The 7,003-nt window shown below is 55.0% G+C and carries 5 protein-coding genes; 1 reads left to right on the top strand and 4 read right to left on the bottom strand.

Features of this window, described 5'->3' with window-relative positions; genetic code table 11:
- Positions 1-3: 3 nt before the first annotated feature.
- The 4 genes from secD to queA form a co-directional block, all read right to left on the bottom strand.
- Positions 4-1,608 (bottom strand): protein translocase subunit SecD, encoded by a 1,605-nt coding sequence (gene secD / locus JXO48_10170; GenBank protein ID MBN2284243.1) that lies wholly within the window; start codon positions 1,606-1,608, stop codon positions 4-6.
- A 25-nt stretch (positions 1,609-1,633) separates the two neighbouring features.
- A complete protein-coding gene (gene yajC, locus JXO48_10175) occupies positions 1,634-1,963 on the bottom strand; it encodes a preprotein translocase subunit YajC (GenBank protein MBN2284244.1) in 330 nt (109 codons plus the stop codon).
- Positions 1,964-2,005: 42 nt separating this feature from the next.
- Entirely contained in the window at positions 2,006-3,127 is a 1,122-nt protein-coding gene (gene tgt / locus JXO48_10180) for a tRNA guanosine(34) transglycosylase Tgt (GenBank protein MBN2284245.1), read from the bottom strand.
- 155 nt (positions 3,128-3,282) lie between these two features.
- A complete protein-coding gene (gene queA / locus JXO48_10185) occupies positions 3,283-4,314 on the bottom strand; it encodes a tRNA preQ1(34) S-adenosylmethionine ribosyltransferase-isomerase QueA (GenBank protein MBN2284246.1) in 1,032 nt (343 codons plus the stop codon).
- Between the two features lie 418 nt (positions 4,315-4,732).
- Between queA and JXO48_10190 the strand changes: the two genes are divergently transcribed.
- Positions 4,733-7,003: C10 family peptidase (locus tag JXO48_10190; GenBank protein ID MBN2284247.1), on the top strand; the 2,271-nt coding region annotated here is incomplete at its 3' end.

A 7,003-nucleotide genomic window follows, 5' to 3' on the forward strand; every position in this document is an offset into this window, starting at 1 on the left:
CTCCTATATGCTTACAGTTCTGATCTTTCTGTACCAGATGAAGTAGTCGTATATGATGCGGGTCACGAATATGGCCGTGAACATGCTGCAGATAATACCGATGCTCAGGGTGACGGCGAAGCCCTTGACGGGACCCGTTCCGAACTGGAACAGGACCAGCGCGGCGATCAGTGTCGTCACGTTCGCGTCGATAATGGTGATGAGTGCCTTCGAATACCCGCTGTCGATGGCGGCCCGGGGCGATTTCCCCAGTCGCAGTTCCTCCCGGATGCGCTCGAAGATGAGAACGTTCGCGTCAACGGCCATGCCGATGGTCAGGACGATACCGGCAATGCCGGGAAGGGTCAGCGTGGCCTTGAATGCCGCAAGAGCGCCCAGAATAAGAACGATGTTGAGGATCAGCGCGACATTCGCCACGATTCCGGAGTAGTTATAATAGATGACCATGAAAATGACGACCAGTATGGAACCGATGATGATCGACAGAAATCCCTTGTCGATGGAATCCTGGCCCAGCGAGGGACCCACCGTCCGTTCCTCGAGGATCGAAACAGGCGCGGGGAGTGCGCCGGCCCGCAGTACGATGGCCAGGTCCCGGGCTTCCTCCATAGTAAATATCCCGGTTATCTGAGCGTTCCCGCTCGGTATCCGTTCCTGGATGACCGGGGCTGAATGCACCACGTCATCGAGGACGATGGCAAGCCGTTTCTTGACGTTTTCCGCCGTTATCCGGTCAAAATCACGTGCTCCCTGAGAGTCGAACTTGATGGCCACGTAGGGTTCGCCGAACCTGTTGCTGATGGCCACCTTCGCGTCTTCAAGGGCCGCGCCGGTGAGAAGGGTCTTCTGCTTCAAGAGGTAAGGCGTCTTCGTGCGCCGGCCGGTGTCGCTGTTGATCCGATACCCGTAAACGATCTCGCTTCCCGGGGGGATATTGCCCCGCAGGGCCTCGTCGAGGCTGTGCTCGTCGTCGACCAGCTTGAATTCCAGAAGGGCCGTCTTCCCGATGAGGTTGATGGCACGCTCGGGGTCGCTGATGCCGGGGAGCTGGATCAGGATGCGATCTTTGCCCTGAGGTATGATCTCCGGTTCGGTCACCCCGAACTGGTCAACGCGGTTTCTGATGGTTTCAAGGCTCTGATCGACGGCGAATTTTTTTATGGATTCAGCCTGCTTGTCGTTGATCTTCAGGGAAAAGGTCTCTCTTCCGTCATGCGCCTCGGAGGAGATCACCGTCAATGCCGGAAAGCTGCTGTCCAGGACGGAAATGAAAAGGTCGCTCGCCTCCTTATCGGGGACTTCAAGGGTTATGGTCGTCCCGTTAACGCGGTCGAAATTTCTGAACTTCACCCGTTTTTTCATCAGAACTTCCTTCAGATCGTTGCCCACCCGCTCCGTTGCACTTTCGACGGCCTTATCCGTTTCCACTTCCAGGACCAGGTGCATGCCTCCCTGAAGGTCAAGGCCGAGGTGGATCTTGTCGGAGGGAAGATTGTTCTTCCAGAAGGACGGCAGGCTGTCAACGAACGAGGGTGTCAGATAGAAAAACGATACCACCACGATGACTATCGTGATGATGACCCTCCATTGAATGTTCTTGTCAAACATGGATCGTGATACCCCTTTCGAAAGGCTATTCTTTCGCCGCTTTCTGCGTGACGGCGGCAATATTGCCCCGTGATACCTTGACACGGACCTTGTCGGCTATTTCGAGCGTGACGACCTGCTCGGTGATGCCGGTGATCTTCCCGTGAAGACCGCCCGTGGTGACGACCATATCTCCATGCGTGAGAGTGTCTATCATTTCCTTCAACTGCTTTTGCCGTTTCTGCTGCGGGCGGATGAGAAGAAAATAGAATATGGCGAAGATGGCCACCATCACAATGATAAAGTGGACATCGGCACCCTGGTTCCCCGCACCGCCCTGTCCGGCGCTTCCCATTGCAAAAGCCAGGCTTGTCATCATATCGATCCTCCTTCCCGGAGTGTACCGGTCTGTACAGTATTATTCCCGCACCGGTTCCTGGTCTTGTACGCGTTCCCCGAATTCCTGCCGGAAACGCTCATACCGGTTACCCTCGATGGCCTCTCTGATCTGTTCCATGAGGCGCATGAAGTGACGGACATTGTGGATCGTATTCAAAATAATCGCCAGGATCTCCCTGGCGATATACAGGTGCCGTAAATAGGCCCGTGAATAATGTTTGCAGGTATAGCAATCACAATCCCCGTCAAGCGGCGCATCGTCCGTGCGGTAACGGGCATTTCTTATAGCAATCTTTCCCTGATTTGTAAATAACATTCCGTTTCTTGCGTTTCGCGTCGGCAGCACACAGTCGAACATATCGACGCCCCGGGCGACGCTTTCCACGATATCCTCCGGCGTTCCCACTCCCATGAGATACCGTGGCCTGTCGGCGGGCATCAGGGGCGCCGTATCGGCCACGACGGAACGCATGACCTCTTTCGGTTCCCCCACACTCAATCCACCGAGGGCGTAACCGTCGAACCCGATCTCCTGCAGTTCGTCGAGGGCATTTCGGCGCAGGTCGTCATACATGCCGCCCTGGATTATCCCGAAGAGCGCCTGGTCGGAGTTCTTCTGCGTTTCCCGGCAGCGGCGGGCCCAGCGAAGGGTCAGCTCAAGCGACCGCCGGGCATGGGCATGGTCCGCGGGGTAGGGAAGACATTCGTCGAGACACATCATGATGTCCGACCCGATGGCCTCCTGTATTTCAATGCATTTCTCGGGGCTCAGAAAATGAAGCGATCCGTCTATGTGTGACTGGAATTCGGCACCCTCCTCGGTCATTTTTCGCAGCGTGCTGAGGCTGTATATCTGAAATCCACCGCTGTCGGTCAGGATCGGCCCACGCCAGTTCATGAAATGATGCAGCCCCCCCAGGTCCCGGATCAGGGCATGACCGGGCCTGAGATAGAGGTGGTACGTGTTGCAGAGGATCATCTCCGCCCCCAGTTCCCGGACACGTTCCGGCGTCAGGGATTTCACCGTTCCCTGGGTCCCCACGGGCATGAAGACGGGGGTTTCCACTGTGCCATGAGGTGTCATTATCCTTCCCCGACGGGCCAGGGAGGTGGGGTCATCTTTTATGAGGTCGAAGGTCATACCGTTTCATTTCCAGTTAAAAAAAGTGGCAAAGCGACAAAGCGACAGAGTGGGAAACATGGAACATAAACTGCGGGAAGTGGAATGCATTATCATTCACATATCCTTCGTTTCCGTGCCACTTAATAACTTATGAACTCAAAATCCTCCATGTTTCATATAATGAGCATGCAGTCACCGTAACTGTAGAACCTGAACCGCTCTTCCACGGCGATGGTATAGGCCTTGCGGATCAGCTCCGTCCCGGCGAAGGCGCAGACCAGCAGAAAGAGCGATGACCGGGGGAGGTGAAAGTTCGTCAGGAGACGGTCGACCCGCTTGAACCGATATCCCGGATAAATGAACAGGTCCGTATATCCCCGGGAAGCCCGGAGCCTGCCGTTCCCGCCAGCACAGGTTTCGATCACCCTGGTCGATGTGGTCCCCGCGGCCGTCAGGCGGTGGGCGTCGCTGATCCGCCGGGCCGCCTCTTCAGAGAGTTCGAAATACTCCCGTTCCATCCGGTGCTCTTCTATCCGCTCGGATGTGATGGGAAGAAAGGTCCCGTATCCCACATGCAATGTAACGGGAACGATGCCGGTGCCTCCATCCCTGAGCGCGGCGAGGAGATCCTCGGTGAAATGGAGTCCCGCCGTGGGTGCCGCCACCGAACCCGGTCGCTGTGCATAGACGGTCTGGTAGCGTTCGCGGTCACCCCCCTCGAACAGGGATTCGCCCTTTCGCCGTCTTATATAGGGGGGAAGTGGCGTTCGTCCATGCCGTTCGATGAAATGCGGAAAATCGGTTACCCCCTGAAAGGCGACCGTCCATTTCTTCTCTGAGACGCGGTCACGAACTTCCGCCCAGGGCCCCCCTTCAAAATTGATCCTTGTTCCCGGTCTGACCCGTTTCGCTGGTTTGAGCAGGACCTCCCATGTTTCAGGTGTCTCCAGTTTCGTGAGAAGCAGGATCTCTATCGAGGCCCCCGTTTCCTTCGTTCCCGTCAATCGTGCAGGGATCACGCGGGAATCATTGATGACAAGCGTATCGTCATTGCCGAAATATTCTACAATATCATAAAAATGACGGCATGTTACCGTTCCTTCACTCCTGTTTATGACCATCATCCGTGAATGGGCCCGCTCGGCCGCGGGATGCTGAGCTATCAGTGAATCGGGTAGTTCGTAATAAAAACTGTCTGTTTTCATGGGTACCTTTGATGCCTCCGTCGCAGCCGTAAGACCGAAGAGGTTGGGACGGCTCTGTAAAAAACTTGAAGCGCAAGGCGAAAACACCGAGGTTGCTCTGATCTCCCCGAATATGCCTCGCAACAACGAGGAATGAAACATGAAGAAGCATCCGGATTTTTACGAAGTCGTCAAGTTGTGGGAGATAATCAGAATTGCCGGGGAATGTCAATACATAAATCGGGCCGTTTCCGGAAGAATAATGGTATGTTGGGTTCTCTTCGGGAAAAGATGAACGGGCCTGATTATTAAGTGTTCCGACGAGGGTCCGCTTTATGATATATAGAGTGGAAGGTACTTTGCCGGAACTTCTTCGAACGGCAGGCCGTAAAAACTGACAGGAACGCACGCAGCACGGTATTATCGGGCGGATAACCATATGAGGTGTACGGGTGATTTCCGGCTGGGAACCAGGATATATCTGGCCGGTTTTTCGATAGTATTTCTTATTTTTTTCATTCTCGACGCGAGCTGCCTTTCAGCTCCTGTATCGCGGCAGCGGGCCCTGCTTGTGGCCGAAGAATTTCTTGCCGACCATCATAAACAGTATGGCTCCTGGGGTGAAGCACCGGCCGGGAGGATCTACCTCTGTGAGGAAATAACCTGCCAGGATCTTCTTGTAGCCTATAATTTCAGGACCTCTCCCCGGGGACATATACTTGTTCCCCGCTGGGATGAATTCAGCCCCGTCCTGCTCTATTCGACCACATCGGAATTCGACCCGGAACGGGTATCGGATCCCCGTTCCATAGAATCATGGATCATCCCGGAATTGTATGCCGCTTACCGGGATATGCAAGGAAAGCGACAGGAGATCGATAAGACCATCGATTACCGCCGGACCAGAGTGGCGCGGGCATGGGGTCGACTGGACAAGGTTACTGAATATATTTCCGACGAAGAGACCAATGGAGAGAAAGCAGATACGTTGATACAGGTAGGGCCACTGTTGAGCACCGCCTGGGACCAGGATTATCCCTATAATATCTTCTGCCCCATCGATGCCAATGGGTGCCAGTGCATCACGGGATGTGTCGCCACTGCCCAGTCGCAGGTCCTGAAATACTGGAACTGGCCCGACAGGGGAGAGGGAAGTCATTCATACCTGTGGGATTCGAATTATGATGGACAACCGGATACAGAGCTCTCGGCGGATTTTTCAGCGCGTACCTATGACTGGGAGCAGATGCCGGACCATCTGACGGTCGACAGTTCAGACATCGAAAAGGAGGCCGTGGCCCGTCTTATCGCAGACGTGGGCATTGCCGCCGACATGGATTACGGCTGTTCCAGTTCAGGAAGTTATGCCTATGGCGATGAAGTCTTCGACGAATATTTCAGGTATCAGGAAATTACCGCGGCAACAAACCGTCATTACCGGGACGATTATGATGCCGCCTCCTTTTTCAACCTTTACAGGACTGAGTTCGATGCCGTTCCGCCCCGGGTTGTGGTCCTGTCCATCTGGGTGGCCCGTCCGGGCAGGGGTGGTCATGAAGTGGTCGCTGATGGCTATCAGATCGGCGATACCAACAGGATTCATATAAACCTCGGTTGGTCGGGATCCTATGACGGTTTTTATGACGTGACATACAACTTTACGACAGGGTCCTATACCTGGGATGCAAGTACTCAGGTAATAGTCACGAATATCATGCCTGATGCAGCCGTCATCCAGGCCGAGGCGGGCACGGGAGGTTCCATAGAACCCGCCGGCATGGTCTCTCTTGCAGAAGGGACCGATCAAACCTTTACGATTGCGGCCAATGAAGGCTACGAGGTTTCGGATGTGATCGTGGACGGCGGTTCTCTGGGGCCCGTGACATCCTATACCTTTGAAAGCGTTACCGGTACTCATACTGTCTATGCCTTCTTCGCCCTTCAGACGTTCATGATCGAGGCAAGCGCCGGTTCCGGCGGCAGCATCAGCCCCGAAGGGCATGTCATCGTAACAACCGGCTCTGATCAGAGCTTTTCGATCACGCCCGAAACGGGGTATCACATCGACGATGTAGTGGTCGACGGTGCGTCGGTGGGGCCCGTGACGTCCCATACCTTCGTGAACGTGACGGAGGATCATACCATTGAGGCGACCTTTGCCGTTAACGTCTATACTATTACGGCATCGGCCGGTGCGGGAGGGGGCATCAGCCCGAGCGGCATCGTTCCCGTTGAACATGGTTCGGACAGGGTCTTTACCATGACGCCCGATGAGGGATTTCATATTTCCGATGTTCTTGTCGACGGTATATCGGCAGGTACGGGAACAACCTATACCTTTGCCTCTGTATCCGCGAACCATACTATTCATGTCGATTTTGACAATCTCGCGCCTGTAGCGGACGCGGGAGATGATGAAACGGTTCCCGAAGGCACGCAAGTGACCCTCGATGGTTCCGGTTCATACGACCCGGACGGAACGATTGTCTCAAGCTTCTGGGAATGTGTCGAAGCCTCTCAGGGGTCGGAGATACTGCTTGCTGATGAGCATAGCCTTCAGCCATCTTTCACGGCACCCGCCGTGGGACCCGATGGAGAGCTTCTTACCTTCCGTTTGACGGTTACCGATGACGGCGGTGCCACCGATCGGGATGAGTGTGTCATAACGGTATCCTGGGTCAACGAGCCGCCGGTGGCGGATGCGGGAGCG

This window comes from Deltaproteobacteria bacterium (assembly GCA_016933965.1).
GTDB lineage: Bacteria > Desulfobacterota > Syntrophia > Syntrophales > UBA2210 > JAFGTS01.